24 protein-coding genes and 1 tRNA gene are annotated in these 26,085 nt (G+C 48.3%); 14 read left to right on the plus strand and 11 right to left on the minus strand.

The window, feature by feature from the left end; translation table 11 throughout:
* Positions 1–257 precede the first annotated feature (257 nt).
* The 6 genes from BN2106_RS08860 to BN2106_RS08880 all read left to right on the plus strand — a co-directional run bounded on the left by BN2106_RS08860 (position 258) and on the right by BN2106_RS08880 (position 4,423).
* Entirely contained in the window at positions 258–863 is a 606-nt protein-coding gene (locus tag BN2106_RS08860; protein WP_050698186.1) for an RNA polymerase sigma factor, read from the plus strand.
* Positions 853–1,569: a DUF4367 domain-containing protein gene (locus BN2106_RS08865; protein WP_050698187.1), complete on the plus strand. Its 717-nt coding sequence runs from the start codon at positions 853–855 to the stop codon at positions 1,567–1,569. Before BN2106_RS08860 ends, BN2106_RS08865 begins: the two co-directional genes overlap by 11 nt.
* A 6-nt stretch (positions 1,570–1,575) precedes the next feature.
* Complete coding sequence (locus BN2106_RS16145; protein WP_154666462.1) at positions 1,576–2,106, plus strand: hypothetical protein; 531 nt, start codon at positions 1,576–1,578, stop codon at positions 2,104–2,106.
* 233 nt (positions 2,107–2,339) lie between these two features.
* Positions 2,340–3,581: a DNA polymerase IV gene (dinB, locus tag BN2106_RS08870; protein ID WP_050698188.1), complete on the plus strand. Its 1,242-nt coding sequence runs from the start codon at positions 2,340–2,342 to the stop codon at positions 3,579–3,581.
* 19 nt (positions 3,582–3,600) lie between these two features.
* Positions 3,601–3,858 (plus strand): hypothetical protein, encoded by a 258-nt coding sequence (locus tag BN2106_RS08875; RefSeq protein ID WP_050698189.1) that lies wholly within the window; start codon positions 3,601–3,603, stop codon positions 3,856–3,858.
* A 1-nt stretch (position 3,859) separates the two neighbouring features.
* Positions 3,860–4,423, plus strand: a complete 564-nt coding sequence (locus BN2106_RS08880; RefSeq protein WP_050698190.1) for an SOS response-associated peptidase — start codon at positions 3,860–3,862, stop codon at positions 4,421–4,423.
* Positions 4,424–4,481: 58 nt separating this feature from the next.
* Here the strand turns inward: BN2106_RS08880 and BN2106_RS08885 are convergent, their stop codons facing one another.
* The gene (locus tag BN2106_RS08885) at positions 4,482–5,366 is read right to left on the minus strand and encodes a LysR family transcriptional regulator (protein WP_050698191.1); all 885 of its coding nucleotides are present in this window, start codon (positions 5,364–5,366) and stop codon (positions 4,482–4,484) included.
* A 176-nt stretch (positions 5,367–5,542) separates the two neighbouring features.
* On the opposite strand from BN2106_RS08885, the gene BN2106_RS08890 reads away from it, so the two are divergent.
* From BN2106_RS08890 to BN2106_RS16750, 3 genes are read left to right on the plus strand one after another with little or no spacing between them, the layout of a single operon-like run.
* Positions 5,543–6,112: a sugar O-acetyltransferase gene (locus BN2106_RS08890; protein ID WP_195891812.1), complete on the plus strand. Its 570-nt coding sequence runs from the start codon at positions 5,543–5,545 to the stop codon at positions 6,110–6,112.
* Between the two features lie 32 nt (positions 6,113–6,144).
* A complete protein-coding gene (locus BN2106_RS08895) occupies positions 6,145–6,699 on the plus strand; it encodes a flavodoxin family protein (protein WP_050698193.1) in 555 nt (184 codons plus the stop codon).
* Position 6,700: 1 nt separating this feature from the next.
* A complete protein-coding gene (locus BN2106_RS16750) occupies positions 6,701–7,813 on the plus strand; it encodes a cyclophilin-like fold protein (RefSeq protein ID WP_242846285.1) in 1,113 nt (370 codons plus the stop codon).
* 133 nt (positions 7,814–7,946) lie between these two features.
* Here BN2106_RS16750 and BN2106_RS08905 read toward each other — a convergent pair whose 3' ends face one another.
* The 7 genes from BN2106_RS08905 to nagB form a co-directional block, all read right to left on the minus strand.
* Positions 7,947–8,357: a DUF3842 family protein gene (locus BN2106_RS08905; protein ID WP_050698194.1), complete on the minus strand. Its 411-nt coding sequence runs from the start codon at positions 8,355–8,357 to the stop codon at positions 7,947–7,949.
* A 23-nt stretch (positions 8,358–8,380) separates the two neighbouring features.
* Complete coding sequence (locus tag BN2106_RS08910) at positions 8,381–9,868, minus strand: DUF1846 domain-containing protein (protein ID WP_050698195.1); 1,488 nt, start codon at positions 9,866–9,868, stop codon at positions 8,381–8,383.
* 105 nt (positions 9,869–9,973) lie between these two features.
* Positions 9,974–12,313 carry an ATP-dependent DNA helicase gene (locus BN2106_RS08915; RefSeq protein ID WP_050698196.1) on the minus strand — a complete coding sequence of 780 codons (2,340 nt, stop codon included), beginning with the start codon at positions 12,311–12,313 and terminating at the stop codon, positions 9,974–9,976.
* A 202-nt stretch (positions 12,314–12,515) separates the two neighbouring features.
* Positions 12,516–12,818 carry a hypothetical protein gene (locus tag BN2106_RS08920; protein WP_154666463.1) on the minus strand — a complete coding sequence of 101 codons (303 nt, stop codon included), beginning with the start codon at positions 12,816–12,818 and terminating at the stop codon, positions 12,516–12,518.
* A gap of 207 nt (positions 12,819–13,025) precedes the next feature.
* The gene (locus BN2106_RS08925; protein WP_050698198.1) at positions 13,026–15,689 is read right to left on the minus strand and encodes a translation factor GTPase family protein; all 2,664 of its coding nucleotides are present in this window, start codon (positions 15,687–15,689) and stop codon (positions 13,026–13,028) included.
* A 222-nt stretch (positions 15,690–15,911) separates the two neighbouring features.
* Positions 15,912–19,172 carry a lectin like domain-containing protein gene (locus tag BN2106_RS08930; RefSeq protein WP_050698199.1) on the minus strand — a complete coding sequence of 1,087 codons (3,261 nt, stop codon included), beginning with the start codon at positions 19,170–19,172 and terminating at the stop codon, positions 15,912–15,914.
* Positions 19,173–19,535: 363 nt separating this feature from the next.
* Entirely contained in the window at positions 19,536–20,288 is a 753-nt protein-coding gene (gene nagB / locus BN2106_RS08935) for a glucosamine-6-phosphate deaminase (RefSeq protein ID WP_050698200.1), read from the minus strand.
* Positions 20,289–20,468: 180 nt separating this feature from the next.
* On the opposite strand from nagB, the gene BN2106_RS08940 reads away from it, so the two are divergent.
* Both BN2106_RS08940 and BN2106_RS08945 read left to right on the plus strand, forming a co-directional pair.
* Positions 20,469–20,873 carry a putative ABC transporter permease gene (locus tag BN2106_RS08940; protein ID WP_050698201.1) on the plus strand — a complete coding sequence of 135 codons (405 nt, stop codon included), beginning with the start codon at positions 20,469–20,471 and terminating at the stop codon, positions 20,871–20,873.
* Positions 20,874–20,968: 95 nt separating this feature from the next.
* Positions 20,969–21,055: transfer RNA gene (locus BN2106_RS08945), tRNA-Leu, on the plus strand.
* Positions 21,056–21,119: 64 nt separating this feature from the next.
* Here the strand turns inward: BN2106_RS08945 and BN2106_RS08950 are convergent.
* The 3 genes from BN2106_RS08950 to BN2106_RS08960 are packed head-to-tail and all read right to left on the minus strand — an operon-like array spanning position 21,120 to position 22,784.
* Positions 21,120–21,314 (minus strand): hypothetical protein, encoded by a 195-nt coding sequence (locus tag BN2106_RS08950; protein ID WP_050698202.1) that lies wholly within the window; start codon positions 21,312–21,314, stop codon positions 21,120–21,122.
* A gap of 47 nt (positions 21,315–21,361) precedes the next feature.
* Positions 21,362–22,090 (minus strand): tRNA threonylcarbamoyladenosine dehydratase, encoded by a 729-nt coding sequence (locus BN2106_RS08955; protein WP_050698203.1) that lies wholly within the window; start codon positions 22,088–22,090, stop codon positions 21,362–21,364.
* Positions 22,080–22,784: a sugar transferase gene (locus BN2106_RS08960; protein ID WP_330379811.1), complete on the minus strand. Its 705-nt coding sequence runs from the start codon at positions 22,782–22,784 to the stop codon at positions 22,080–22,082. Before BN2106_RS08960 ends, BN2106_RS08955 begins: the two co-directional genes overlap by 11 nt.
* Positions 22,785–23,044: 260 nt before the next feature.
* Between BN2106_RS08960 and BN2106_RS08965 the strand changes: the two genes are divergently transcribed.
* The 3 genes from BN2106_RS08965 (at position 23,045) to BN2106_RS08975 (ending at position 26,032) form a co-directional block, all read left to right on the plus strand.
* The gene (locus tag BN2106_RS08965; RefSeq protein WP_050698204.1) at positions 23,045–23,998 is read left to right on the plus strand and encodes an ROK family protein; all 954 of its coding nucleotides are present in this window, start codon (positions 23,045–23,047) and stop codon (positions 23,996–23,998) included.
* 26 nt (positions 23,999–24,024) lie between these two features.
* On the plus strand, positions 24,025–25,083 hold the full coding sequence (locus BN2106_RS08970) for an aldose epimerase family protein (RefSeq protein ID WP_050698205.1): 1,059 nt from the start codon (positions 24,025–24,027) through the stop codon (positions 25,081–25,083).
* A gap of 757 nt (positions 25,084–25,840) precedes the next feature.
* Positions 25,841–26,032, plus strand: coding sequence for a helix-turn-helix domain-containing protein (locus BN2106_RS08975; RefSeq protein WP_050698206.1), 192 nt, complete (start codon positions 25,841–25,843; stop codon positions 26,030–26,032).
* Positions 26,033–26,085: the final 53 nt, after the last annotated feature.

Here is a 26,085-nt window from a genome sequence, read left to right on the forward strand (position 1 = left end):
GGTAGCTTTGCAATTTATATTTTGGAGGTATGTCAAATGAACAGAAAACAAAGAAAACGGCACGCAAGGAACCTGGATTACATCAACCACAGCTTAAACAACATTCTATTGAACCAAGCGCACCTGTACATGATTTTGGAACGAATCGAGAAAAAAATCAATAGCGAAGCTCCCCAAAAATCGACGAAATAACACATTTATTGCATCTTAATATCTCATCTAATTATGTTGTATGGTATAATCTGGATGTCATTTAAATGGTAAATATTTCAAACATGAACTGGGGAATTATCAAATTGGTCATAATCGTTATCAACAATACAAAGATCCCGCTGGATACATCATCAAAGATTGGCGAAATCTTTCACACACAAGCAAAGTTGATGTATTGCACCGCATTGGGTATTGTAAAAGACCCGCACGAAGCGGAGGACGTTGTGATGGACGCAATTACAAAAATGCTGAGGTATTCAAAAGCTTTCGCAAAAGTGGACGAAAAATCTTTAATAAGGTACGTCTTCATTATTACAGAGAACACCGCAAAAGCGAAGCTCAAGAAAAACAGCCGCAACCCCTGTGTGGACGGTGTGGAATACAACGATGCGATTTTCAGCGATTCTACGTATCATGATAACACAACGGAAGACCTTTTCTTCGCAAAGTTCGAGAACATGGACCTTCTGCGCACACTTTCTCCGGACTACAGAGACGTGTTGCTCTTGAAACAATACTATGGACTGAGCTATCGGCAAATATCAAAGCTGTTGGGAGTCACGGAAGCGACGGCTCGCCAGAGATTTTCAAGGGTGGTCAAGCTGATCAAAAACACCTATGACAGCAAGGAGGTATCTGATGAGCCATAAAGATAATTTGACAGATATACAAAAACATCATCTGACCGCCTTCACTGTAAATCAGGCAATGCTGATGGAACTGCCCTCGGAGGAAGAAATCAACGCAACCACCATTCCGCCAAGTCTGCAGCTTCGTATGGATCAGCTTTTAAGCGACTACGAGCGCAAGCAGAAAACCTCTCAAGTTAAAAAGCACTTTACCAAAATCGCGGCCTGTATTCTGCTCTTTACGGTACTGCCTTTGTCGGTTGCCATGTCTGTTGAGGCCAGCCGGGAAATGATTATCAAATTTTTTGGTGGTTACTTCAGTATTTCAGAACAGCAGGAACCGCCAAGAAGGGATTTCGATCCAAATCTGCCTCTTAAAGATTATAAGAACATTTATTTACCTGAATGGATGCCTGAAGGCTACATCATAACTGAGTGGACCAATTTAACTGATCCGATGACAATTATGTATACGGGTGATCGCAGTAGAATCAGATTTTTTCAAAGTTCCACAAACCTAATCCAATATGAAGACAGCGACATAAAAGACCTTAACATGTATAAGGTAGGGGATCAGACCTATTTTTACGGCAACAAAGAAAATAGCGATGAATTTCTACATAAGTTGCTCTGGCAAAAAGACGGGGTCTATTTTTCTTTAGAAGGTTCAGAAGATCAGGGTATTCTATTTAAAATTGCGGAAAGTATAAAATGGAAGGGAAACTAAAAACATATGTTAAAGAAAATATTGGTTAGTTTATTAGCGGCGTTTATGATGGCATCGTCTTGTACACTGTTTGCAAGTGCGGCACAAGTAACGGAATCTGTTGAATTTACTGTAACAGGAGACAGTGTTATTTTCGCTTCTGATACCCTTAGTGCAAAACAGATTGATTACTTAAGAGGAAACAACAGAAACGGCATTGCAGAAGTAAACATTCAACCCCGTTATAGGTTTATCAGTTCGTGTGGTTTAGGATTTAACCCGGACGGAAAAAAAGTAAAGATTGTAGCATATACAAACTATTATTCTGACATTGCTACATCAGCCTATGCGGAAGCAACGTTAGAACGATATGTTGATGGTTCCTGGTCCTTCTATAGAATGTGGAGAGACACATCTTATACGGATTTGCCTGCTCAAGCAGGGACAACGCTTACTGTTCCAGCGGGAAGATATCGTTGTACGAGCCTCCACACTGCTACAGATGGTACATACACAGATTCACAAATAATTGATGGTGGCGAAAAAAACATCGGTTAAATAACAAAATTATTTCTTTACCTCTGTCTGTTCCCCATACAATAAAACAACCGCGCAACCATCCAGTATGGATGGCTGCGCGGTTGTTTTTTATCTCAATCCTAGCCAAAAAATGACTCCTCAGTCCTTCATGATCATTTCAAATAAAGATCTACCATCATTTACCGCTTGAATAGTACCAAACGCACGTTCTATAATATAGGTAAACAGAACGTGTGTTTGAGGTGAAGAAAATGGAACGCGTTGTCTTACACTGTGATATGAACAATTTTTATGCCAGCGTGGAATGTCTGTATCAACCTAAACTGCGCGGCAGGCCGGTCGCGGTTGCGGGCGACGTGGAACAGCGGCACGGGATTGTACTGGCCAAAAACTACGAGGCCAAGCGGTTTGGCGTGGCGACCGGGAACCCGCTCTGGATGGCAAAGCAACTTTGCCCGGAAATTATATTCGTCCCTCCCCACTTTGACCGGTATCTGCAATTTTCAGCGCTCGCGCGAGAAATCTACAGCGACTATACCGACCAGGTAGAGAGTTTTGGTCTGGATGAATGCTGGTTGGACGTCAGCGGCAGTACGCACCTGCTGGGAGACGGACGTACCATTGCCGACGAGCTGCGCCGCCGCATCAAATACGAACTGGGCATCACCGCCTCTGTAGGTGTCTCCTTTAACAAAATTTTTGCAAAGTTAGGCAGCGACCTGAAAAAGCCGGATGCAACAACCGTGATTACACGGGACAACTACCGTGACGTAGTGTGGCCCCTGCCTATGTCGGACCTGCTTTATGTGGGGCCTGCAACCGCGCGCAAGCTCCAGAGCTACGCCATTCATACCATTGGAGATTTGGCTCTGGCGCATACGGATTTTTTGCGGGGCCTGCTCGGCAAAATCGGATTGATGCTGTGGAGCTTTGCCAACGGGCATGACGCCTCCGCCGTCACCAACGCAGGCGTGCATCCGGTCATAAAATCAGTCGGCAACAGCACCACGACGCCCAAGGATTTAGTATCGGATGACGACGTCAAAATCACACTGTTTATCCTCTGTGAAAGCGTCGCGGAACGGCTCCGGGAACAGAACTTTCAATGCGATACCGTACAGATTTCCATGCGGTACGTCGACCTCTGGTCCTGTGAGCGCCAGCTCAAGCTGGATTTTCCCATCTGCAATTCAGAAAGCCTTTTCCAAGCCGCTTTTCATTTATACCAAAAGCACCGCCTGCCGGATAAAGCCATCCGCAGCCTGGGCGTGCGTGCCTGCGGGCTGTCGCTGGCTGAAAATATCCAGATTTCATTTTTGCCGGAAATCTCCTGTGCCCAGCGCCAGGATGACCTGGAGCATGCCGTCGATGATATTCGGCGCCGATTTGGGCATTTTATTATACAACGAGGAATTGCCCTGACCGACCATGCGTTGTCCCACTTAGACCCAAAGGCCGACCATGTGATTCATCCGGTCGGCTTTCTAAAATAACGGATAAGAGGTGCGCATTATGGAAACCCGGAAAGTATATGTAGAAGTCGATGCGCATTTCGGCTCAGACGGCCGCCTGTTCCCTACCGCCATCACCTGGGAGGACGGCAGGCATTTTGAGATTGACCGGGTGCTGGACGCCAGGCGCGCGGCAAGCCTCAAGGCCGGCGGCGTGGGTACACGATACCGGATCAGGATTCTCGGTAAAGAACGCTATTTATGGTACGAAGGGCCGGGATGGTTTGTGGAAGCCCCCGCCTTATCAGCAGGAGGATAATATGTGCGGACGATATACGCTGTTTACGGACAGTGAATATGAAGATATAAGAAAGATCATTGAAGAAGTAGAACGCAAGCACGGCGAGGGCTGTGTAAAAACAGGTGAAATATTCCCTACCAACGTGGCGCCTATTTTATTGCATACGGAAAAAGGTGTGGCTGCGGATGCCGCAAAATGGGGCTTCCCTTCCTTTAACGGCAAAAGCACCATTATCAACGCACGGTCGGAAACGGCTGCGGAAAAGAGGACCTTCAGCAAAAGCCTGATGACACGCCGCTGCGTGGTGCCCAGCACCGGCTTTTATGAATGGGATGCAGAAAAGCAAAAGCGCCGCTTTACGCTCCCCGCTTCGGGATCGCTCTATATGGCCGGTCTTTATAGCGACTACCAGGGCGAGCGGCGCTATGTGATCATGACCACTGCGGCAAACGAATCCGTTATAAATATTCATGATCGCATGCCGGTAATCGTACCGCGGGAAAAAATTGACAGCTGGATTACAAACGTTGCATCCGCCTTTGAAATCATGAACGGTAAACAGCCAAAACTCAGCATAAAATAAAACGGCCCTGATCTGCCCGCAAAGGCAAGTCAGGGCTGTTTTATTTTTATATGCGGACTTACTCCGCCTGAAACTTTTCCCGAAGCATCTGCAAAAATCGTTCCGTCGCTCTGGAAAATATCTGGTACTTCTTCCAGACGATGTAAAGCGGCGATTCCAGACGCGGCTCAACCGGCCGGAAGCAAAGCGGGCTGTTCCCGGCGGTGTTTACCAGCTTATCCAATGTCAGCGCGTATCCCAATCCCTCTTCCACCATCAGGGAGGCGTTAAAGATCAGGTTGTAAGTCGCTGCAACATGCAGGGAATCGTATCCCCGTCCCAGCCAGTCGGACACGCGGCTTTTGCCCAGCGCCTGCCGGGAAAGCAACAGCGGAACGTCCCACAAGTCCTCCGCGCGGATGCTTTCTTTTTGTGCCAGAGCGCTGTCCTGACGCATCAATACGCCCCAAACATCCGTGACAGGAAGCTTGAGATAGTCGTACTTTTTCATGTCGCTGGGCTCAATCATGATGCCGAAGTCCAGAAGGCCTTTGTCCAGCCGCTCCCCCACGTCGTCTGCATTGCCGCTGAACAGATGGTACCGAATCAGCGGACATTTGATTTGCAGTTCCCGCGCGGTCTGGGCGATCAAACGAATCGCGTCGCTCTCTCCCCCGCCAATATAGATGTCACCGACGGTGACGTCTTCCGTCTCACGAAATTCAGATTCCGTTTTCTCCACCAGTTCCACAATTTCATTGGCCCGCTTCCGCAGGAGCACCCCGTCCTCGGTCAAAACGATTTTCCGGTTTCCCCGGATAAACAGCTTTTTTCCCAGCTCCTCCTCCAGATCCATCAGCTGGCGGGAAAGCGTCGGCTGGGTCAGGTGCAGGTAATCAGCCGCACCGGAGATGCTTTCTTCCCGGGCAACCGCCAGAAAATAACGCAATACACGAAGCTCCATTGCGCGCCTCCTTTCACTTTACTTTTACTATAGCATCGAATTTTTATGCTTGTCAAGTATAGATATGTATTTAATATAGGTATTTGATATTCGAGAAGGGAGTCGATATAATGTAACTGTAAGAGATGGCAAAGAAAAAGCAAATCCGGCAAACCCAAATGGAGGAATGAATGAGGATGGAACTACAGGAATTTTTGGATCACCTGAACCGCGGAGAACGGGTGGTAAATGGATCGAAAACGCATCAGTTTATGAGTGCGGCTGCGTTTGAAGCGATGCGGCTGACCGCGGAACTCAACAACAGCTTTCATGATCTGGATGAGTGCCGGGAGCTGTTTGCACGCATCATCGGCAAACCGGTGGACAAAACCTTTGCCCTCTTTCCCCCTTTTTACACCGACTTTGGCAGGAACATCACAGTGGGAAAAGGCGCCTTTATCAATTCCGGCTGCCGCTTCCAGGACCAGGGCGGCATCACCATCGGCGCGGGAAGCCTGATTGGTCATAACGTGGTGCTGGCAACGTTGAATCACGAGATAGACCCGGCCCACCGAAAAGACATGCATCCCGCTCCAATTGTCATAGGATGCCATGTCTGGATCGGCGCCAATTCCACCGTATGTCCCGGCGTAACCATCGGTGACGGCGCGATTGTGGCAGCCGGCGCGGTGGTGACGAAGGATGTTCCCGCAAACACGATGGTGGGCGGCGTCCCTGCAAAAGTGATCAAACACATTTCACGATAAAATCATTCCAATTAATACAGGAGGAAACTATTATGAGCAAGCAAATACTGATCATTTCCACCAGTCCCCGCAAGGGCGGCAATTCCGACGCTTTGGCCGAGGCCTTTGCCCGGGGCGCACGGGAAGCCGGCCAGCAGGTAGAAAAAATTTGCCTGTATGATAAAACCATTGGGTTCTGTAAAGGCTGTCTGGTCTGCCAGAAGACCCAGCGGTGTGTCATTCGCGACGACGCAGACGTTATCGCCCAAAAGATGCGCGTTGCCGACACAATCGTTTTTGCTACCCCTGTCTACTATTATGGGATGTGCGGCCAAATGAAAACTTTGCTGGACCGGGCCAATCCGCTTTACTCCGCCGATTATGCATTCCGCGACATTTACCTGCTGGCTGCAGCGGCGGAAGCAGAGGAAAGCGCCGTGGAGGGAACCGTCCATGGGCTGGAAGGCTGGATTTCCTGCTTTGAAAAGGCACGGCTGGCCGGGGTTGCCTTCGGCGGCGGCGCGGACGCGGTGGGAAGTATCCAAGGCAATCCCGCTTTGCAAAAAGCCTATGAGATAGGAAAAGCCGTTGTGCAAGAGGGAGTGTAACATGAAACGGCAGCTGTTCCTTGCCGCCGCACTGCTGCTATCCCTATCACTGGCAGCTTGCAGTCCAACGCCCCCGGAACCGCAGGCAGAAGCGCCTGTCTCTTCTGCCATTGACAGCGCAGCCGCAGAATCCAGCTCTTCTATGGAAGCGTCGCAGCCAATGGAAGTGACATTGCCGGAAGACCTGTTGGTTCAGGTACAGACCGCCGATGGCGACGTCATCCTGTTCCAGCTGAACGACAGCACCGCGGCAAACTCGCTTTACCGGCAGCTTCCCTTGACAGTACAGATAGAGGATTACGCGGGGAGCGAAAAGATTTTCTACCCACCTGAAAAGCTGGACATAAGCAATACCCCTTTGGCACAAGGCCCCGCGGGAACCCTTGCCTATTACGAACCATGGGGCGACGTCGCATTCTTTTACACGGCCTGCCAGGGCGCTTCCGGATTATATGAACTCGGGGAAGCGGTATCCGGCGCAGAGCAGATCCCGGCCCTGTCCGGAGAAGTACGGATCACAGCAGCGGAAGAATTGACCGGGCCGGACAAAGAGCCAAGCTCTTCCACCCCGCCACAGAAAGAAGTTCCACCACAGGAAACAAAGCCCGTCTCCTCTGCCCCACCTCAAGCATCAAAAACGACCGCTTCCACTTCGCCTCAGGAAATAGAATCCAGTGCGCCTGCCCCCTCCCCCGCCGTTTCTGCACCAAAAGAACAGGAGACAATGCAGCCGCCATCTTCTCAGGAGGATCCTGCTCCGATGCAGCCGCTTCAAGTGAAAGTGGGAACCCAAAGCTTTACCGCCACGCTCCATGACAATGAAACGACCCGCGCTCTTATACAAAAACTGCCTCTGACGCTTACCATGAGCGAAATGAACGGCAATGAGAAATACCATTATTTCTCCGACACACTGCCCACCAGCGCCAGCCGGCCGGCCAGCATCCGTGCAGGCGACCTGATGCTTTTTGGCTCCGATTGCCTGGTGCTGTTTTATGAGAACTTTTCCACCACTTACAGCTACACGCCATTGGGCAGTATTGACGATCCTGCCGGGCTTTCCGAAGCGTTGGGAACAGGTGATGTGCAGGTGGTTTTCCGGATCGCAGAATAACAGCATTGCAATGAAATTTACTCCCACTGCAAAATACAGATCCGCCTTGGAGCTTTTTTGCTCTTATATAACAACATAGAGAAAGAAGCGATCGTTTGGAGAAATTCCAAACGATCGCTTCTTTCTGCCACATTTATTCCTGCGCAAAGGACTGAATGGCAGCCACTGCTTCCTCAATGTACCTGGTCAGCGGTTTTTCCACATTGCCCGCAACATGAATCCGGCACTTTTCTATTGGAATCAAAACTTTCTGGGCAGGGCTTCCGGATACCGCGGCGGCCATCGCAGGCGTAATCTCTCCCCACATGGCATTTGCCATAATAATACCGATTGGACCGGCGATAACATCCGCCGACTTTGCATTGAAAATCGCAGGATTCTCGCCTGTTGCACCGACGCTCGCCCCCGCTTTCAGCATGGCGGAGGTTGCAAGCGAGTTGGTTCCCACTGCGACAATCTGCACCTGCGGCATCGCCTGGCGAAGCTTCTCAATCAGGCATTTCCCGATTCCGCCGCCCTGTCCGTCGATCACTAAAATCTGCATCGTAACGGTTCCCGTCTTTCCTCTTATTTATGGTAAAGCTTCTTTGTCTGGTATTTTGGCTCACAGGTCAGGTTCACGCCCAATTTTCGGAACGTCATCTCGTCTACCTGCGACAAAATCACAGAGGAATGCGCCTCACAGCCGCGCAGCCTGGCCAACTGCCGCAACGCAAGCTCCGCCGTGGGATTTGTCGCCGCGCAAATGGAAAGTGCGATCAGGATTTCGTCCGTATGCAGGCGCGGATTGATATTCCCCAGGTGGCGCGTCTTTAAATTCTGGATGGGTTCAATCACAATGGGGGAAATCAACGGCATGGTATGGCTGATGCCGCCCAAATGCTTTAACGCGTTCAGCAGGACCGCGGCGGACGCGCCCAATAGAGACGAGGTTTTTCCCGTGATAATGGTGCCGTCACGCAGTTCGATCGCCGCGGCGGGCATACCTGTCTCTTCCGCCCGTTTTAACGCGGGTGCCGCAACCTTCCGGTCCGCGACTGTCACGCCTGCCTGATTCATCAGGAGCTCCAGTTTAAAAACAGCCTCTTCCGTAATGCGGCCCTGTCTCTGCTCGCACATGGCGTGATAATACCGGCGGATGATCTCCTGCCGGGAGGCCTCTTTGCAGGCTTCGTCGTCTATAATACAATTGCCAACCATATTGACGCCCATATCCGTGGGCGAATGATACGGGCTGTTGCCTGCTATTTTCTCCAGGATCGCATTTAACACCGGAAAGACCTCCACATCGCGGTTATAGTTTACGGTCGTTTCCCCATACGCCTCCAAATGGAATGGGTCGATCATATTGACATCATTCAGATCCGCTGTCGCCGCCTCATACGCCAGATTTACCGGATGCTTCAACGGCAGGTTCCAAATGGGAAAGGTCTCAAATTTCGCGTAGCCGGACTTGAGACCATGCTTGTACTCATGATAAAGCTGAGAAAGGCAGGTTGCCATTTTTCCGCTGCCAGGTCCCGGCGCGGTCACAACAACCAGCGGACGGCTTGTCTCCACATACTGGTTTTTCCCAAATCCATCGTCGCTGACAATGTGCGCAATATTGGACGGATACCCTTCAATCGGATAGTGCAGATAGACCGGCACGTGCATTTTCTCCAGTAAATTCCGGAACGCATCCGCCACCGGCTGGCCGGAATACTGTGCAATGACCACGCTTCCCACATAAAGGCCGATATCGCGGAATGCATCGATCAGGCGCAGCACGTCGGCGTCGTAAGTAATTCCAATATCTCCGCGAATCTTACTTTTTTCTATATCCGCTGCATTAATGACAATGACAATTTCCACCTGGTCGGAAAGCTGAAGCAGCATCTTCATCTTACTGTCCGGCTGAAAGCCCGGCAGCACGCGCGATGCGTGATAATCGTCAAAAAGCTTGCCGCCCATTTCCAGATACAGCTTATTATCAAACATATCAATTCGCTTCAAGATATGCTGCGATTGCAGCTCCAAATATTTGTCGTTATCAAATCCTACTTCTGCTTTCATTTTTTACCTCACTCATCCTTATACCCAAAAAGAGCAATATCGTATTTATTATAATAAAACAAAAAAGAGATTACAACTTGAATTTGGAAGTTTAGGAAAATTACCTTACCAAAATTCGCGTAATTTCTCGCAAAGTTCTTCCCTATTTCTTACATATTGAGCATGCTGCCAATGAGGAGGGAACAGCGCACGGTAAGAACTCGTTGTAAAACGGCTGTCGATCAGCAATACGACACCGCGTTCCGACTCACCGCGAATGACGCGCCCGGCCGCCTGCTGCACCTTGTTCATTCCCGGAAACTGGTAGGCATAGGAGAATCCCATTCCGTTGACTTGATCATAATAGTCCCGCAAAATATTTTGCTCCACGTTGATCTGCGGGAGCCCGACGCCGATGATTGCCGTTCCAATCAGGCGGTCCCCCTGCAAATCCACACCCTCTGCATAGACGCCGCCCAAAACGCAGAATCCCAAAAGGGATTCCGAATCTGCCGTATCAAATTGCTCCAAAAACTGCTCCCGTTCCACTTCTCCCATGCCGCTGCTCTGCAAAAGCGTGCGAACCTGCGGATAAACCGTCCGAAACACCTCATACACATCGTTCATATACCGGTAGGAGGGAAAATAGGCCATGTAATTGCCGCGCTTCTCCCGCATCATGGCATACAGCATGTCGGCAATCGGCCGCAAACTTTTCTCCCGGTCGTTGTACTTGGTACTGATCCCGCCCGCGATAAAAACGCCTAAGTTTTGTGCGTCAAATGGAGATGGTAACGCATATTTCTTTGAAGTCTCATCCCCACCCAAAACGGAAGCAAAATAGTCCAGCGGAGAAAAAGTAGCCGAAAACAGGATGGAGGAACTGCCCCGCTCCATTGCCTGGCGAAGCAGTGCGGACGGGTCCATGCACAGGAGTTTGACACGCACCTCGCTCCCCTGTACCGCAATGTAGGTCAAATAATGGTCGTCGTATAATTCCGTTATTTTAAGGAAAAAGCGGGCGTCAAAATAGCATTGTAAAACCTCTTGAACCATTGATTCGCCCCGGTGGCGCTCCATCCACTCTTCCATACAATGAATAAACTGATGGAGCAGATGAACCAGCTCTTTGGGAAATTCTTTCTGCGTGATTCCCTTCTGTCCCAGTTCCTCACATTGCTTGCGCATGGAGAGCATTTCCGCGTTGACTTTTCCCAACGCCTGGTAAACGCGCTTGTTCTCTTTGCCAACCAGCCTTTTTGCCTCCAGAATCTGCGCTTTGCTGAGCAGAGCGGAATACATGGAACGAGAACGATCCACCAGATTATGTGCCTCATCGATCAGGAACACAATCTTTTCTTTCTTACCGGAAAAGAACCGTTTTAAGTAAACCACCGGATCAAACAGATAATTATAGTCTCCAACGATCGCGTCGCACCAGAGGGATGCGTCCAAAGCCAGTTCAAACGGGCACACTTTATGCGTTTCCGCGTACAACGCGATCGTCTGCCGTGTCATTGCCTCTTCATGCTCCAGCAGATCATACAGGGCATCGTTGACGCGGTGATAGTATCCGTCCGCATACGGGCACGCTTCCGGATTGCAGTTTCGTTCTTCTAAAAAGCAGATTTTATCTTTTGCGGTCAGTGTGATCGTTTTGAGCCGCAGGCCGTTCTCCCTCATGCGAAGAAGCGCGTCTTCCGCCACCTGCCGAGTAATCGTCTTTGCCGTCAGATAAAAAATGCGTTCCGTCTTATCCTCTCCCATCGCTTTTATCGCGGGAAATAAGGTGGACATGGTCTTTCCAATGCCTGTAGGCGCCTGGCAAAACAACATACCGTCAGCTGCAATCGTACGGTAGACAGCCGCCGCAAGTTGCCTCTGTCCTGCCCGATAAGATGAAAAAGGAAACTTCAGTTCCTGTATGGATTGTTGTCTTACCGCAAGCCAACCCTGCTGCAACTGCGCCCATTTCTCATATTGATCCAAAAGGTCAAAATAGAACCTTTGCAATTCTTCCAACATAAAGATGCGCCGAAACACTTTGATCTGATCCGTGTCCACATGATAATAACGGAGCTGCACGGTTATTTTCTCCTGCTGATGCTGCACCCCATAAAAATAAGCGTAGCACATGGCCTGTCCCCAATGTGCATGGTTAAAGTCTTCCGCGATCCGTTCCAAAGGGACCAAGGTTGTTTTGATTTCATCAATGACGATTCCTTCTTCGTTTGTAAGAATGCCATCCGCCCGTCCCTCAACCTGATAGGTGATTCCGTGGTGCTCGGCTGTATAGGACAAAAAAACTTCCGCCTGGTATCCTTCCCCTCCGGCTTTTTGCAGCTTACGGTGAATCCGCGCGCCCTCATCCGCCCGATTTATCCCGCCAAAGCGATTATCCAGACTTCCGCTGCGCAGGAGGAACTCCACTAAATTTTTTACGGATATTTTCACTTGATTTTGCATCGCAAGTCCCCCCTCTCCCACACGGTCTCTGCATCTCTTCCCTTAAATTGGAACCCACACAACGCAGCATTCTGATTCGTCAGATTCCTACTATAAAACTTCTTAAGTATAACAGATAACAAAGCATTTTACCACGGATAAAAGCTGCTCTGTCAAAATGAAACGCAGCCTCATCAAATTGTGAGGCTGCGAAATTTCAGGATTATATAGACGGTTTTCCATTGCGCATACGCAGCAACATTTGATAGGCGCCGTTGCTGGCGGTACTGATCAAAGCTGCGTTAAAAGGAATCAACGCCCAAACGTTCCAGGACTGCGTAAAGCCGCCCTTCGCCGCGGTAGCAATTCCCAGAATGAGCACGGCAATGAAATAACTTAACCACTGTGTCGGCATCTTTACCAACCCCTTTACATTTTTCAGCATTTGTGTAAAAAGGCCGGTAATGGCAGCCGCGCCGGCAAAGGACAGCAGGACATCCCATGTCAAAAACATACTAAAATCCAAAATGATTCTCCTTGCTTAAGCAAGACAACCGCTAAAGCGGTTTTTGTCTTTCATCTTTATAAATGACGGACCGACGCTCTCCTTTCTTAACTCTCTATTGTATGAACTTAGAAAAAAATTGACCATCTGATCTTATTAAAGAGAAAACCGTATAAACAGCTTTTACTTACGCTGTCATACGGTTTTTTTTAATGTATGAATGTACATTTAACTTCTTTTTTTAGGGGTGCTCAAGGCATCCCTAACTTTGATTGGCTTCATACGGAGCCGATTATTCGCCAGGATTTCTGAAATTTGGCCGTTGGCCTGCTCGATCTCCGCACGGAAACCGGTCGCGGAGAGCCGCAGCGCTCCGTGCCCTAAAATGATCAGCTGTTCTGCCGCATCGGAGGTAGCGACACGGACACGGTACTTTCTTCCTATCTCCGCAGTCGTTTTTTCAATGTAGGCATCCGCCGTTTCCGCCTCTTTTGTATATACCACATAAATATTATGGTACCGCGACACTTCACCAATATTGCCGGGCACCTTATAAGCATCAAAAACAAGGATAACTTCACATTTACGGAAGCCCTGATAGTTGCTGAGTAAATCCATCAGCGCCTGTCGCGCGGCACCAAGATTTTCCCACGCTGCCTCCTTCAATTCTTCCCAGGCAAAAATAATGTTGTAACCATCCACCAACAAATACTCAGGGTCCATATTTCTTGGTGGAAGTTCAATATGCTCCTGTTGGTCTTCCTCCCTGTGTACAGGCCGCGGCAGAAACGCCCGCTGTTTGACGGGGCCATAAGTCTTTTCAAAAATGCTTTGCAGCTCTTTGTCCTGCTCCAGCGTACCGGCATAAGAGACGGAACGCGGCGCACGTGTGGGAACTTGTTCTATCTCCGGCTCTCGCACCTCCTGATTGAAACCACTGTCCACATGCATGTGTTTCCGCACCTGGTCCCATTTGACAGTAAAGCCCGCGCCGTGCTCGCAAAATACAGAATCTGCCGGATGAACCAAATCCCGCTCACTTTCATACCCGATTTCTGCAATCACTTCATCCGGGTTATGGCATGTATCATATCCCGCTAAAACGCAGGATAGCCTTCCCCGGCCTTTGGTGTAGGATACCAGCTCCTTGGAATAGTCCCGCATACAGGCAACCGGAGCGAAACCGGTCAGGATCGCTTCTTCCCCTTCGGTTTCCGGCTGGGAAGCATTTCCGGACATTCGCTGCAGGTCAGCCATGGCACGCCCTACACATTCCACCGGAACTTCCAGACGGTAACGGTACCACGGCTCCAATAAAACACTTTTGGCACACATCAATCCCTGGCGCACCGCCCGATACGTCGCTTGGCGGAAATCTCCACCTTCCGTATGTTTCACGTGCGCGCGCCCTGCCATAAGCGTTATTTTCATATCGGTAATTGGAGAACCTGTCAATACACCCACATGAACGCGTTCTTCCAGATGCGTCAGAATCAGCCTCTGCCAATTGCGGTCCAGCACATCCTCGCTGCAAACCGTATCAAATTGCAGGCCGCTACCCCGCTCACCCGGCTCCAACAACAGATGGACTTCCGCGTAATGCCGCAGTGGTTCAAAATGTCCGACACCCTCCACCGGTTCTGCGATCGTTTCCCGGTAAACAATGCTGCCTGTACCAAACTGAACCTCCAATCCGAACCGTTCTGCAATCAACTTTTGCAGAATTTCCATCTGCACTTCACCCATCAGCTGAATATGAATTTCCCTCAGTATTTCATTCCAGACAATGTGAAGCTGTGGGTCTTCCTCTTCCAGCTGGCGCAGTTTGAGCAACGCAATATGAGGATCGTACCCGTCCGGCAAAAGGACCTGATACGTAATGACTGGTTCCAGCACCGGTGGCTCAGACGCTTCTTCCGCACCCAAGGCTTCACCGGGATACGTCCGGCTCAATCCGGTCACCGCACAGACCGTTCCCGCCTGCACTTCCTCCACTGCCCGAAATTTAGTTCCTGAGTAAATGCGAATCTGATCTATTTTTTCCTCCCAGATTTGGTCCGCCGCAAGCTCGTCCCTGCGGTTTGTCAGCGGCATGCGAACCCGCAGGCTCCCCCCCGTTACTTTTAAATAGGTCAGCCGGTTCCCCTGCGAATCCCGTGCAATCTTGTAAACTCTGGCGCCAAAAGCAGGCGGAAACGTTTTGCAGCAGGTATAGCGTTCCAACCCCTTTAAAAAGGCGTCTACTCCATCCAATTTCAGCGCAGAACCAAAATAGCAGGGAAAGAGCCTGCGCCGTGCAATTAAGTCGGTAATTTCCTCATCGGTAAATGTTTCTGTTGCTAAAAAGTGTTCCAGCGCCGATTCGTCGCACATCGCGATATTTTCCCAGAACTCCGCTGGGACCTGCCCCTCACTGAAATCCACGCAGCCGCCGTTGAGCCGCTTTAATTCCTGCAATAAAGCCGTCTGACCGGTTACAGGTAAATCCATCTTGTTGACAAACAGAAAGGTCGGAATCTGATATTTATTTAAAAGCTGCCAGAGTGTCCGGGTATGGCCTTGCACCCCTGCGGTGCCGCTCACGACCAACACCGCATAATCCAGCACCCGCAGTGTCCGTTCCATTTCGCTGGAAAAATCTACATGACCTGGCGTGTCGAGCAAAGTGATTTCCAGATTACCTACAGAAAGCACCGCCTGCTTAGAGAAAATGGTAATCCCTCTCTCCCGTTCCAGCGACTCCGTATCCAGAAAAGCATTCTGATGGTCTACCCGGCCCAGCTTTTTCAGCTGTCCGCTTTGAAAAAGCATTGCTTCTGAAAGCGTGGTTTTCCCAGCGTCCACATGGGCAAGAATTCCCACCGCCAACTTTCTTTGCTCTTTACATTCCATATATGATAAATTCTCCTTTTTAGGGGTAAAAGTTCCCATCTACTGTAACATACCCATCGCAAGTTTCTTTATTGTAAAGGGAAAAAAAGAAAATGTCAAACAACGGCAGTTCATCTGATAAAACAGGGCCTCAGCCACTGCAAAAGGCAAGACGATTGGACGACTCCATACAAAAGGGACGCAACGCCACGCATGGCCTTGCATCCCTTTTAAAATATGATTTTATCCTATGACAACCGAACAATGCATCTGCGCCGCTTCGCCCGGCATCGTGGTATACACGCCTGTTTTCGTCCCCGGGGCGCCGACTGCCCAAATGCGGAAATAGTAGTCATTGCCGATCTTCGCTACAAATTGCGTTTTAAAGATATTTCCGTTGCCTACGGTAAAGCTTGGCATTGCGGTACTGCCATTTAAAACGGTCATTTTAAAGCAGTAAGCGCTTCCTCTTTTCAATGTAAACTCCATCGTTGTATCAGAGCGTACAGACGCTGGGGCAGGCACCGTTACCGTTGGTATTGTCAAAACCGGAACAGTTGGGGCAGTTGCCACGGCGGTTCCGTCCCCCGTTGTGTTAGAAGAGGTATCTCTTCTACTGCCTCCTCCACCGTTGCCACCGCCGCCTCCAGAAGAAGGCTTTTTCCCGTCCAATTGGCGCTGCTTATTAATAAGTGTCTCCGCCGCAGCATTCTTTTGATCCGGCGTCGCATCCAGATTTGCCTGGACTGCTTCCGCAGCCTTCAATGCCTCGTCAAACGCCGCTTTTACATCGGTTGTACCTTTGGTATAACGATAATCGTTTTTAACCGCCTTCGCGCTGCTTATCGCCTGATCCAGCTTATTCGTTACAACACGAATTCCGTCCAACTGCTTCAACTTTTCCTGCAACGCTGTTTCTGCTGCAGCCATTTCCCTTAAAGCGGCTTGCTCATTCGCCAAAAGCTCTTCCGCATCCTTTAAAGCCTTATCAAAGGCTTCTTTTTTGCTTGCCGTTGCATAGGTATGCTCTGCTGTATTTTCAACCTCTTTTGCTTTAGTAATGGTTTCTTCCAGATTGTCCTTTACAAAATTTGCGCCGTCCAACTGCGCCTGCTTTTCCTGTAACTCTGCCGCTGCCGCCTTCATCTCTTCCAATGACGCACTCTGATTCTGCAAAAGCGCCTCCGCAGTGCTCAAGGCCTTGTCAAAGGCGGCTTTTTTCTCTGCGGTCGCATAGAAGTAATCATACGCATCTTTTGTTTCTTTTGCAGCAGACACTGCTTGGGTCAGATTTTCTTTTACAACCTCCGCACCATCCAATCGCCCCTGCTTTTCTTGCAACGCAGTCATTGCCGTATCCATATCCTCAGGAGCCGCATCCTTATTTTGCAAAAGGCCCTCCGCTTTTTTCAGCGCCTCATCAAAGGCACTTTTCCTGCTTGCGGTTGCATCAGTATAAACGCATGTATTTTTAACTTCCGTTGCTTTAGCAATGGTTTCTCCCAGCTTGTTTTTTACAAAATTCGCGCCGTCCAGCTGCGCCTGCTTTTCCTGTAATTCTACTGCAGCCGCATCAAGCTTTTCCTGCGTTGCATCCAAGCTTTGTAAAAGCTCTTCCGCATCTTTTAAAGCCTGATCAAAAGCCGCTCTCTTCTCTGTATCCGCATAAACATAATTCAACGTACTTTGGGCCTTTTGGGCATTAGAAACCGCTTTTATCAGCGCATCTTTTTCGAGAAACGCCTCATGTCCATCGACAGTCAGCGCCTTTAAGCACACGTTTGCAAGCGTAACTTCACTTTTTCCATCTGAGCCATAAAGAGTTCCCTCATAATCCAAAATATCCAGCCAGTCTTCGCCGTCATAGCTGACAAAGCTTTCTCCTCTGCTGCAATCGGCTTCAGCCGTCACACCATCACAATATCCGTTCAGCTCGCAGGCAATCGGATAGATGGTCTCATGATCCCACATTTGATCGGTGGTTCTGGGAATTTTCATCGTTACAACAACCGCAAACTTTTCACCTTCATAAACCGGAACCGGAGTGTCTAGCTCAATCGTGTGATAACCCGCGTACGGTTTTGAACCGGTTTGTTCTGTTTTGTACGCTTTTTTGCCGCTGGTTGGGTCGGCGTCATCCTGCAGATCGGTATAAACCTGAATAGAGTACGTGCAATCGTAGGTTGTTGTATAAAATGCCGCCGCTTTAATGGTCTCATTACCTGTTGCGGTAAACACATTGGACATTTTCATCGGTGCTGTGGGGTTATCCGCCAAGCCGAGCGTTGTACTCCAGCCGGTGCCGTCATACTGGTAATTGTGATCATACGGCTGGTCTGCGGAAGCGATGAACTGGCAGGTTTCAGAAATGGAACTGTCTTCATAGGAAAGATAGAAACAGCCATCCATCGAATTGACATCGCCATCCAAGCCCCAGCTGTTGCGAATCAGCCAACCTCCGTCGTTTTTCGGCTGTCTCCCGGTTGTGCTGTTTTTAAAATAAGAAGCCGGAATCGTGTCATCCCAACCAATAATCTGCACTGCATGGTCCAAATTTACCTTCTCAGGGCCATTATATGGCTGCATCACATATATTTCTTTATCAATTTTTTTAATGTTATATTTACTGGGTTCTGCTGATTTGTATGATACAGAAACGCTGCTGCCATCCATCAGCACTTGTTTAATCGCGGCGCCGTTCCATTTTCCATCTTGATCTTTCGTCGGCAAATAATTGCTTTCCACCAAATAATAGGGAGCCACATAGTGGTATTCTTCTCCCACTTCTCCATATTTTTCGTCATTTTTTAAAATGTATTGTCCGTTGACATAATTAAAATCATTGTAGCTTTCCGGATAAGGGACATCTTCTTCCAATTGGAAGCCAATTCTGGATAAGGTTGCATTTGCCATAAAGGTATTGCCGCCAAATTCATACCAGGGATATGCCATGTTCTTTGTTTTATCTGAGGAGTTACCCCAAGGCTGGAAGGTATCTCCTGCGGTACCATCCTCCGGCGCATCCGGGTTTGCTAAGCCGTTATAAGTGAAATACGCCAAATGACGCGGCGAAAAAACGACGTCATTCTCCGGAAATAATTCAGACTCAGCCGAACCGGCCGCCGCAAATGCCCAGCAGGTTCCCCAACGGGTTTGATTTCGGGTTTCATCCCTTATCTCACCTTTATTGCGCATATCATAGGCTCTGGGGAAACTTCTCGCTGCTCTTGCAAGTGTTTGGGGAACATAAGCCTGCTGCAAATAGGATGGATTCATAAACGGCTGTACATATCCAGAATGTTCGCGTTCCATTTCGCCCGTTTCTTCATCCCAATCCTCTTCCGATTCCGTCCATGCGGAATTTGGTACGCTGGCAGTGAACTGAGACGCGAGCTTTTCCGTAGATGTTTTCGCAAAGCTTGTCGTCACTGTCAAAGGACTGGCCATCATAGAAAGCGCCAATAAAAAAGAGGCTACTTTCCGGCTCTGTTTTGAAAAACGCATCTTTACACTTCCTTTCCATAAATTCTAAATCAAAGATCTTACATTTAATTCCTGTTTAAATCTGTTATTTAACCTGTGATATTTCTAAATATATACCTATGTGTCAAATATTGTCAACTTGAATTCCATCAGAACCAGATGAAATTTAGCACAATATTTCTTTCTAAATCTTAGCAAAAAGAGAAAAATAAGAATCAAATCATGGTGCTTTTGAAAGTTTTTTACAGCAATCTTTCTACTGTTTCAACAAAGTAAAGTGATAATACTTCACCTGTGGACATTTCCATACAGAAAATTTAAGGCTCTGATTTTACACACAATTTCGTGTAAAATCAGAGCCTTTATTTTGCCTGTTAATAAAAATCAATCGATTGCAGAGGGACATTTTTCCCGAATAACCGCCATCGCCGCCTCGTCGCCAACCACGGTGACATCCGGATGCACCTGCAGGATCGACGCGGGAACCTCCGGCGTAATCGGTCCAAACAGGGACTCATAGAGAATTTCCGCTTTTCCCGCACCATTTGCAACCAGCAGAACCTTCTTTGCCCCCATAATCGCACCGATGCCCATTGTGACCGCATAGCGCGGCACTTCTTCTTTACTGGCAAAAAAACGGGCGTTTGCATCGATTGTTTTCTGCTTCAGAGTAACGCGGTGCGTCTCCTTAATAAAGCTCTCACTCGGCTCGTTAAAACCAATATGGCCGGTATTGCCAATGCCTAACAACTGCAGATCAATACCGCCCAGGCTATCAATTAATTTGTCATAGCGGTGGCCTTCCGCTGTAACATCCTTTGCCAAGCCATCCGGTACATGCGTATTTACCATTTGAATATTAATATGCTTGAAGAAGTTTTCCTTCATGTAGTAGTGATAGCTTTGCTCATGTTCCGGAGCCAGCCCGCAGTATTCATCCAGATTAACGCTGCGTACCTTTGTAAAGTCCACATCTCCCTTTTCATACCAGTCGATCAATTGGGAATATACCCCCAATGGTGTGGAACCTGTAGCAAGGCCAAGGACGGAATCCGGTTTTAAAATGACCTGAGCGGAAATGAGATTTGCGGCTTTCCTGCTCATTGCGGTGTAATCCGGTGCGCTGAAAATCTTCATACAAACCTTCCTTTCGCGGCCGCAAACTGCCAACTTTTTTGACAGTGGCAGCCAATAAAATATTCTGCTTCTATTATACCTTTTTTATCAGGAATAGCAACAGCGTAGGCCGTATATTTATTGCCCAATTTGCAAACAATTGTGACAAGATATGCAAACAGGAGGGTACAACACTACACTATGAAAAAAGACGCTGTTTTATTCGCCACAGGAGGCATTATTTATCCCGCTTTGGAAATTGCCAGCCGTGGCTATAGCGATGTTTCCATGTCAATTGCAGGCGGTGTATGCCTCTGCCTGATCAACCGTTTTTGCAATGGCCCTTTTAAAAAGAAAAGCCTGTCCTTTAAATGCTGTGTCGGTTCCGGCATTATCACCTCTGTGGAGTTCTTGACTGGCATTGTCGTCAACGTCCTGTTGAAGCAGAACGTATGGGATTATTCCAACCTTCCCCTCAATGTTTTGGGACAGGTCTGCCTTCCCTTTTCGATCCTCTGGTTTTTCATCACAATCCCTGCGTTGGGCCTCTGCGGATTATACGACAAAATAAAAGGAATTCCACACAGAAAGCGCATTGCCAAATAAAAACAGAAGCAAAGAAATTCCAATTCCTCTCAAATTGGCGGCGACAAAACGTTGATTTTATTGTATTGCTATGGTATAATATTTTTCGTTCATTCGCCGCTGTGGCGGAATTGGCAGACGCAAGGGACTTAAAATCCCTCGGTGGAAACACTGTACCGGTTCGATCCCGGTCAGCGGCACCAAAAGGCCTTGCAGAGTATTATGCTCTGCAAGGCCTTTTGTTTGAAATATCAGAAAATCATCTGGTTACAGGTCGTCTGCATCCTGGACGGGATACAGGTCGTCCTGGGGCGTGCCGGTATAGCTGCCGCCGACGTCCGAAAGGATGCTGCCTTTCCCCGTTTGTTTCATCATGGATGCTACTTTTTCGGCCTTCTGTTCTGCGCCGGACTTCTTCTTGGACTGCTTGTTTGCCAAGAGTCCGTTTTTTCCTTCTACCATAAAATCACCCCTATGGCAGTATTCCCTCATTCAGCAAGAATATGACTTTATGTAGCAGGCCGCATGCCTTCTGTCAAATCCATTACAACTGCCGAAGCCAGGATCAGTCCGGCAACAGACGGGACAAACGCCACACTGCCGGGAGTCTGACGTTTGGAGGAGTCCGTTTCTATTTCTTCCGCTTCTTCCCTTGGAGCAGGCTGTTCTTTGGAATATACAACCTTTAACGCCGGTATGTTTCTTTTCTTCAGTTCTCTGCGCATCACCCGGCAAAGCGGGCACACCGATGTATTGTAAATATCGGCAATTTCAAATTGTGTTGGGTCCAGCTTGTTTCCCGCGCCCATGCTGCTGATGATGGGAATTTGTTTTTCCCGGGCAATTTCTGCCAGCGCCAGTTTTGCGGAAATGGTATCCACCGCGTCTACAATGTAATCGCAGCCGTCTAAAAAGTCTGATGGCATTTCCGGCAGAAAAAACATGGAGTAGCATTCAATTTGAACCTCTGGATTGATTGCGCGGGCACGCTCCTTCATAACGTCCACCTTTTGCATGCCGATCGTCCGGTGATCCGCAATGATCTGCCGGTTGATATTGGTTAAGCTGACTGTGTCGTTGTCAATCAACAGCAGCCGTCCAATCCCCGTGCGTACCAAAGCCTCAACCGTATAGCCTCCCACGCCTCCAATCCCAAAAACCGCGACACTGCACTCTTTTAACCGTTGGATGCTCCGCTTGCCAAGCAGCAGCTGGGATCTGGAAAATTCATTCAGCATGTTCGCTGTCTCCTTTTGATATAAATACGGCGATTACCGTCTGAAACAGAATACATATGTCTTTCCAAAATGAAATCTTCTTCATATATTCCAGATTCAAAGCCATTTTAGGCGGTAAAATTTTTTCGATATAAACTTCATCGGTATTTTCACAGGAACTGAGCAACGCGTCCTCATCCTTGAAGGCGATGCTGGCAGGCGCCGTTATACCCGGGCGAATCAACAGGGTAGCCATCTGCTCCGGCGTATAAATATCCACATATTTGCGTATTTCCGGACGGGGGCCGACCAGGCTCATCGAACCGTTCAATACATTTAACAGTTGAGATACCTCATCTAGCCGAAACTTACGGATCAAATGCCCCACCCTGGTAATACGCGGATCGTGTCCGACGGTGATGGAAGGGCCAATTTGATCGGCATTTTGAACCATCGTGCGAAATTTGTAGATTCGAAAATCCTGATTGTATTTTCCCACCCGCACCTGGCGATAGAAAACCGGCCCCTTGGAATCCAATTTGATTGCGGCAGCCAATAGTAACAGAAAAGGGGACAATATCGCCAACAAGATCATTGACACAAAAATATCAAAGGCGCGTTTTGCCGCCAGTGAGAATTTTCTCTTCTGCAAGCCTTCCCAATAGGCTTTTGTATATGTGTTCTGCATTTCTTCCGGTAAGTTTTCATAGCTCACGGCATGATCTCCCATCCACATATTTTTATTATTATAGCATAAAAGTGCTTTGAGGAACAGATTTTGCCCGCTCTTTCTCATTGTTACTTCTTTTTTAAAGCGTTATTCACGAAAACCACAGAAAAAAAGCGCGTTCCTTATTTACATTTTATATAAAAAAATGTTATACTAAGTTGAGATATGATTTAACACGAGTTATATATTGAATGAAGAAATGTTGCTGCTTAATTTCTATGTAAAAACACAAGGAGGTTTTTTTAATGGCATATTATTTAGGAATTGATTTGGGCGGAACCAATATCGCAGTAGGCGTTGTAGATGAAAACTATCAGATTATTGGAAGAGGAAAAAACAAGACAAAAGTCCCCTGCTCTTCGGAGGAAATGTGCGAACAGCTCGCCGTGACTGCCTTTGCTGCTCTGGAGGACGCCGGCATCTCTATCGACGACATTCCATGGGTTGGAATCGGAACCCCTGGTACGGTCGACCGCGACAACGGCGTTGTGGAGTTCTCCAACAACCTGTATTTTAACAACTTTCAGTTAAAACAAATGCTGCAAGAAAGAATGAAAAAGAACGTCATTGTCGAAAACGACGCCAACGCTGCGGCATATGGAGAGTTCAAGGCCGGCGCTTTGAAAGGCGCCAAAAACGGCCTTGCCATCACTTTGGGCACCGGCGTTGGCAGCGGCATTATCATAGATGGAAAAATCTATGCCGGCACCAATCACTGTGCCGGTGAAATGGGACATACGGTCATCGTATTCAATGGCCGGCACTGCTCCTGCGGGCGCAACGGCTGTTGGGAGCGGTACTCTGCGGCAACCGGACTGATCATCAGCACCAAAGAAGCCATGATGGCAAATCCGGATAAGGAACAGCCGATCTGGAAGCTGGTGGATGGCGACATCGAAAAGGTCAGCGGACGGACCGCCTTTGACGCCATGCGGGCGGGCGATCCCATCGGCAAACAGGTGGTTGACGAATATATCGCGTATCTTGGATGCGGTCTTGCCAACTGTGTCAATACCCTGCAGCCCGACATTCTCTGCATCGGCGGTGGTATCTGCAATGAAGGTGAGACCTTGCTGGCGCCCCTGCGCGAATACGTAGACAAAGAGCAGTACGGCGGCGCAAAAATCCGCACCAAGATCTGCAAAGCACAACTCGGCAACGATGCGGGCATTATCGGCGCCGCACTGTTGGGAATCTGATAAATGATTTATTAGAGGGATGGAATATGAGCATTGAACAACATATCTTCGGCGAGATGCCGAACGGAACAAAAATTCATTTGTACACATTAAAGAACAACCATAACGTTTCCATTCAAGTGATGGAATATGGCGCAAGAGTCGTCAGTATCCATGTTCCTGACAAGAATGGAACCTTTTCCAATGTGGTGCTGAGCCACGACACCTTGGAAGAGTACCTTGCCGATGGAGATTTTCTGGGCGCCGCAGTGGGACGGTACGCAAACCGGATTGCTGACGGCACTGTCCGTATCGATGGAAACACCTACTCTCTGAGTCAGAATGAAAACGGCAATACGCTGCACGGCGGATTCCAGGGATTCCACCAAAAGGTATGGCAGGTAAAGGACAGTAACAACAGCGACGATGTCCCCTCAATTTCTTTTATCTATCACAGTCCTGACGGAGAAGAAGGATTCCCCGGAAACCTGGATGTCACCATTAAGTATACCCTCTCCACGGACAACGCGCTGGTGATCGACTACGAAGCAAGAACGGACACGGCTACACTTGTCAACCTGACTAACCACAGCTTCTTTAATCTATCCGGAGACCCGGGGCAAGACATTCTCTCCCACGAGCTGCAAGTCAACGCGGATTCTATTACAGTTGCCGGAAGCGGACTGATCCCCACCGGTGTTTTCTCTCCCGTCGCAAACACCGCCGCGGATTTCAGGCAGGCCAAACCGATCGGTCGTGACATTCACGCGGAAGAACCTCTGCTGCTGCAATGCGGTGGATATGACCACAACTTCGTCCTGTCCGCTGAGAGTGGTATTAAGAAAGCTGCGGAGGTATATGAGCCTGTCAGCGGCCGTGTGATGGAGACCTTCACGGATATGCCGGGCATGCAGCTTTACACAGCAAACGGCTTCCCGGAGAATGTGTATGCCAGCGACGGAGTTCCGTTACAGGCGCACCATGCGTTTTGTCTGGAAACCCAGTTTTATCCGGACTCCCCGCATCATTCCAATTTCCCCAGCGCCGTACTGACCCCCGCAGACGTATATCGCCACACGACGATTTATAAGTTTTCTGTGCGGTAACAAACGACTAAAATATCAAAAACAGCTGTATGCAAATATGATTGCATACAGCTGTTTTTTGTACACTAAAGCCCACGGCTGTACCGGGGAGTTTCAAAAAAGCATTAGCGTTCAGTAGAAAAAGCAGAGAATTAAACAGACAATACGTGAGTAAATAAATATTCTATATAAAAACGGTTATAGCGAACGTTTGCGTTAGGGAAGTGTGGCAGACGCTGACGTTAGGGAGTGAACCGCTCTAATTTGGTTGGCCGTCCCATTTTTTCTTGTCCAATCCGTTCCCTCACTTTGGAACATCCTAAATATAGCCTATAAGATATCCTAAAGTCAATAGATTTATGGCAACAATTATTATATTAAAATTAGGGTTAACAGCAAAAAATCCCGAAAGCCTGTTGCATCAGCAAGCATCCGGGACTTTCTTATTTATTCCCACTCGACTTCTATTTCGTTTTAAATGGTAATTATATGTATTTTTTAATTCTCTTTTGTTGTTGATTTTTGCAAAATGACACGCACTTTATCCGCATTATCTAAAACTTTTGTAGCTAAAATGTAGCCAGCGATTTTCATTCACCTCAACACCTACAAGCCACTGGATACGATTAAAGTAGATAAATAGCTTAACAAATAGCATCTCTTTTGAGGTGCTATTTGTTTTTGCCTAATTCTCTTTATCATCATCAAATTGTGCGAAATCCCTATTTTTTAGTGCAATTTATGCTATAATATATTTTTAAGAAACGGAGGGTTTTATATGAGTGAACTATCAAAACCGGAACCATGGGTAAACACAAAAGAAATCGCCGAGCACATGGGTGTCACTGTGGAAACTGTTCGTAAGTGGATTAAGCTTGAAAAAATACCTTGCCACCGCATCGGTAAGCTTTGGAAGTTTAAAGTCAGCGAGGTTGACGAGTGGGTGACAAGCGGACAGGCAACCGAGTAGTCGGCCATACAGAAAACGCCCATTTTACTGGCCGCCATAAATTCATGATAGTA

The sequence above is a fragment of the Anaeromassilibacillus senegalensis genome, from assembly GCF_001261775.1.
Classification (GTDB): Bacteria; Bacillota; Clostridia; order Oscillospirales; family Acutalibacteraceae; genus Anaeromassilibacillus; species Anaeromassilibacillus senegalensis.

What these genes read in the sequence shown, in the direction of transcription:
- BN2106_RS08860 (WP_050698186.1), top strand. Translation starts at nt 258, where the DNA reads ATGGTAAATATTTCAAACATGAACTGGGGAATTATCAAATTGGTCATA.
- BN2106_RS08865 (WP_050698187.1), top strand. Translation starts at nt 853, where the DNA reads ATGAGCCATAAAGATAATTTGACAGATATACAAAAACATCATCTGACC.
- BN2106_RS16145 (WP_154666462.1), top strand. Translation starts at nt 1,576, where the DNA reads ATGTTAAAGAAAATATTGGTTAGTTTATTAGCGGCGTTTATGATGGCA.
- dinB (WP_050698188.1), top strand. Translation starts at nt 2,340, where the DNA reads ATGGAACGCGTTGTCTTACACTGTGATATGAACAATTTTTATGCCAGC.
- BN2106_RS08875 (WP_050698189.1), top strand. Translation starts at nt 3,601, where the DNA reads ATGGAAACCCGGAAAGTATATGTAGAAGTCGATGCGCATTTCGGCTCA.
- BN2106_RS08880 (WP_050698190.1), top strand. Translation starts at nt 3,860, where the DNA reads ATGTGCGGACGATATACGCTGTTTACGGACAGTGAATATGAAGATATA.
- BN2106_RS08885 (WP_050698191.1), bottom strand. Translation starts at nt 5,366, where the DNA reads ATGGAGCTTCGTGTATTGCGTTATTTTCTGGCGGTTGCCCGGGAAGAA.
- BN2106_RS08890 (WP_195891812.1), top strand. Translation starts at nt 5,543, where the DNA reads ATGGAACTACAGGAATTTTTGGATCACCTGAACCGCGGAGAACGGGTG.
- BN2106_RS08895 (WP_050698193.1), top strand. Translation starts at nt 6,145, where the DNA reads ATGAGCAAGCAAATACTGATCATTTCCACCAGTCCCCGCAAGGGCGGC.
- BN2106_RS16750 (WP_242846285.1), top strand. Translation starts at nt 6,701, where the DNA reads ATGAAACGGCAGCTGTTCCTTGCCGCCGCACTGCTGCTATCCCTATCA.
- BN2106_RS08905 (WP_050698194.1), bottom strand. Translation starts at nt 8,357, where the DNA reads ATGCAGATTTTAGTGATCGACGGACAGGGCGGCGGAATCGGGAAATGC.
- BN2106_RS08910 (WP_050698195.1), bottom strand. Translation starts at nt 9,868, where the DNA reads ATGAAAGCAGAAGTAGGATTTGATAACGACAAATATTTGGAGCTGCAA.
- BN2106_RS08915 (WP_050698196.1), bottom strand. Translation starts at nt 12,313, where the DNA reads ATGCAAAATCAAGTGAAAATATCCGTAAAAAATTTAGTGGAGTTCCTC.
- BN2106_RS08925 (WP_050698198.1), bottom strand. Translation starts at nt 15,689, where the DNA reads ATGGAATGTAAAGAGCAAAGAAAGTTGGCGGTGGGAATTCTTGCCCAT.
- BN2106_RS08930 (WP_050698199.1), bottom strand. Translation starts at nt 19,172, where the DNA reads ATGCGTTTTTCAAAACAGAGCCGGAAAGTAGCCTCTTTTTTATTGGCG.
- nagB (WP_050698200.1), bottom strand. Translation starts at nt 20,288, where the DNA reads ATGAAGATTTTCAGCGCACCGGATTACACCGCAATGAGCAGGAAAGCC.
- BN2106_RS08940 (WP_050698201.1), top strand. Translation starts at nt 20,469, where the DNA reads ATGAAAAAAGACGCTGTTTTATTCGCCACAGGAGGCATTATTTATCCC.
- BN2106_RS08950 (WP_050698202.1), bottom strand. Translation starts at nt 21,314, where the DNA reads ATGGTAGAAGGAAAAAACGGACTCTTGGCAAACAAGCAGTCCAAGAAG.
- BN2106_RS08955 (WP_050698203.1), bottom strand. Translation starts at nt 22,090, where the DNA reads ATGCTGAATGAATTTTCCAGATCCCAGCTGCTGCTTGGCAAGCGGAGC.
- BN2106_RS08965 (WP_050698204.1), top strand. Translation starts at nt 23,045, where the DNA reads ATGGCATATTATTTAGGAATTGATTTGGGCGGAACCAATATCGCAGTA.
- BN2106_RS08970 (WP_050698205.1), top strand. Translation starts at nt 24,025, where the DNA reads ATGAGCATTGAACAACATATCTTCGGCGAGATGCCGAACGGAACAAAA.
- BN2106_RS08975 (WP_050698206.1), top strand. Translation starts at nt 25,841, where the DNA reads ATGAGTGAACTATCAAAACCGGAACCATGGGTAAACACAAAAGAAATC.